The organism is Mesorhizobium sp. Root102, assembly GCF_001425625.1.
Taxonomy (GTDB): Bacteria; Pseudomonadota; Alphaproteobacteria; order Rhizobiales; family Rhizobiaceae; genus Mesorhizobium.
The window spans coordinates 1-2,392 of sequence record NZ_LMCP01000043.1; the positions used below are offsets into that span (position 1 = coordinate 1).

Annotated in this window: 4 protein-coding genes and 2 pseudogenes; 3 read left to right on the forward strand and 3 right to left on the reverse strand. The window is 58.7% G+C overall.

From position 1 onward, the window contains the following. Positions 1 to 278: 278 nt before the first annotated feature. Positions 279 to 440 (reverse strand): annotated as a pseudogene (locus tag ASD12_RS34425) (IS630 family transposase); the annotation flags it as partial. 100 nt (positions 441 to 540) lie between these two features. Between ASD12_RS34425 and ASD12_RS33600 the strand changes: the two are divergent. Further along, positions 541 to 773, forward strand: a pseudogene (locus ASD12_RS33600) (IS110 family transposase); the annotation flags it as partial. On the opposite strand, the gene ASD12_RS35575 reads toward ASD12_RS33600, so the two are convergent. Continuing rightward, positions 711 to 1,031, reverse strand: a complete 321-nt coding sequence (locus ASD12_RS35575; protein ID WP_162252282.1) for a transposase — start codon at positions 1,029 to 1,031, stop codon at positions 711 to 713. The pseudogene ASD12_RS33600 and the gene ASD12_RS35575 overlap by 63 nt on opposite strands. Next, positions 1,015 to 1,407 (reverse strand): IS630 transposase-related protein, encoded by a 393-nt coding sequence (locus ASD12_RS35580; protein WP_082525665.1) that lies wholly within the window; start codon positions 1,405 to 1,407, stop codon positions 1,015 to 1,017. The genes ASD12_RS35575 and ASD12_RS35580 overlap by 17 nt, the downstream gene beginning before the upstream one ends. A 120-nt stretch (positions 1,408 to 1,527) precedes the next feature. On the opposite strand from ASD12_RS35580, the gene ASD12_RS24645 reads away from it, so the two are divergent. Together ASD12_RS24645 and ASD12_RS24650 are read left to right on the forward strand one after the other, a co-directional pair. Next, positions 1,528 to 1,794: a type II toxin-antitoxin system ParD family antitoxin gene (locus ASD12_RS24645; protein ID WP_056592499.1), complete on the forward strand. Its 267-nt coding sequence runs from the start codon at positions 1,528 to 1,530 to the stop codon at positions 1,792 to 1,794. Positions 1,795 to 1,797: 3 nt separating this feature from the next. Beyond that, positions 1,798 to 2,106 (forward strand): type II toxin-antitoxin system RelE/ParE family toxin, encoded by a 309-nt coding sequence (locus ASD12_RS24650; RefSeq protein ID WP_056592502.1) that lies wholly within the window; start codon positions 1,798 to 1,800, stop codon positions 2,104 to 2,106. Positions 2,107 to 2,392 lie beyond the last annotated feature (286 nt).

Consider the following 2,392-nt stretch of genomic DNA (forward strand, 5'->3'; position numbering starts at 1 on the left):
TCATAACCTGAAGGTCACAGGTTCAAATCCTGTCCCCGCAACCAACTTCATCATAAATCAATAACCGTCCCGGTCTAACCAGGGCGGTTTTTGCGTTTAAGAGCCCAGACGCCGCCATGGCCGCATCAGCCGAATCGGAGGCAGAAAGACAAGGCCATCCGATCCTCGTGCCAAGCATCGGTGACGCCGGTGATGACTTGCAATCAAATACGAAATGAATTTGGCCGGGATGGTGTTCTATCAGCCGGCTTTTGTGGCCACCCTCAAGCGTGTCGCGATTAATTGGCCTCATATCCGGCGGCCTTGAAGAAGCTTCTGCATTCAGCTGGCTCGAACAGGTGGCAGATATCGCCGAGAGCCTCGCAGAGTGCGTCGAAGGTTCTAGCCGCCTTCTTCCGCAGCCGGGCCTTGAGTTTTGAGTAGGCCATCTCGATTGAGTTTTGAGTAGGCCATCTCGATTGATGGTGTGGATGGCTCCTGCTCCCGGTGTCGCATTGCGCCATAGTTGGGATGTTGTCGTCTCGAGCAAAGGAGCCATCCATGTCCGAACTTGCCACGGTCGGTATCGACCTCGCAAAGACCATTTTCCAGATCCATGGTGTCGACGAGAGCGGCCGGGTTCTCGTGCGCCGCCACTTCGCCGAAGCCAGTTGCTCGCGTTTTTCCACAAGCGGCCGCGGTGCCTGATCGGCATGGAGGCCTGCGCGGGTTCACACGACTGGGGGCGCAAGCTTCAGGGGATGGGGCATGATGTCCGACTGATGCCGCCATCTTAAGATGGCGGCATTCATCGGCGCGTTGACGATCCATGGCGCGACAAGACCGTGGCATCGCAGCCCGGCGATAAAGGTCTGCGTCTGCCATTTGCCGAATGGCGCATGTGTCCTGAAGCGTTCGCCCTTCGGCGCCCAGCCGGTGCGTTTGGTCAGCTTGGTGTTGGTCGACGTCTCATCGATGAAGATCAACCGCGCCAAAGCCTTGTTGAAGAAGCGCTTTCGCCGCCCGATCCATAGTTCACGAGCCTGGCGCACGTCGGCCCGCTGCTGCTCGCTGGCCTGCAGAGTTTTTTTTATGACTGAGCCCCAGGCGTTGGAGCAGGCGCCCGACATTGGAGCGGTGCACGCTCACCCCGCGCCCCTCCAACTCGACGCAAAGCTCATCCAGCGTCAGTTCGCCGGTCTCGGCCAACCGCAAGCGGACAAACTCGGCATACGGCTCAAGCTTCCCGCCTCCCACATGGCCCTGCCGGCGCGCTTCAAGCGAACCGGTCTGCCGGCGCAGGTTGATCAGATTGTTCACAAAGCGAGGCGAAACGCGAAAATGGCGCGCTGCCTCGCGGTGACCATGCCCCTCATCGACATACGCAACAACACGCCGACGCAACTCAAGCGGTAGCGGCTTGCCCATCGCGGTCTCCTTTCAACCGCAATGAATCACGAACTCAAATAAAGGGGAATCCTGAATCCCTTAAATCGCGACACGCTTTAGACTCGAGAATCCTCCCATATTCCCTGCAGGAGGTTGCCAATGCCAAATTACGCTTTGAATGACCACTACGAGAGTTTCATCAGGAAGCAGCTCGAATCAGGCCGCTACAACAATGCCAGCGAGGTTGTCCGTGCGGGCCTGCGCATGCACGAGGATTTCGAGGCGGAGCGGGAGAAATGGCTGCGCGAGGAGATCCCGGGGCGCCTGGCTGAACTCCGGCAGGATCCAACGAAGGGCATCCCTGCCGACACGGTGTTCTCTCGGCTGGAGGCGCGTCATCGCGCCAAACAGGCGAAAGCCAAGTAGGGGATGGAGTACAAGATTGTCTTCCACCCCAAGGCGGAGTCCGAGCTGGAGCAACTCTACGATGACATAGCCGGACGTGTAGCCGGCGATCGCTTGGAATTTCATTGCTGGTATCCGCGACCTTGTCTCGGTCTGTCGACTTTTCCACAGCGGGGCACCGGGCGGGTCGAGATCATGCCTGGGTTGCGGATTGTTGGCTACCGGCGCGCCGCCAGCATTGCGTTTGCCGTCGAGGGTGAGCGAGTGCTGATCCTAGGCATCTTTTACGCTGGCCGAAACATCACACCGGAATTGCTCGAAGATCGGCTCTAAACGCCACTTCCGGTGGGGAACTGCTCTGCAGCCACCTGGGCCGACAGGTATTTTCAGGCCGATGGCGCACACCCGGCGCCGAGATATCGGGGCGCATCCATAGGAATGGTCGGCGCAGAACACCGCTCACAATTCGGCCAAGCCAGCTCACGAATTTCGGCCCCGTAGATATCTCCATGAGAAATCGAAAAAACATCGCTGATCGGTGTTGACAGTTCTCGTTGGTGGCGACTATATACGCCTCACCAACGAGGGCGGCTCGCCGCTGGCGACGAAGAAGTTTGCT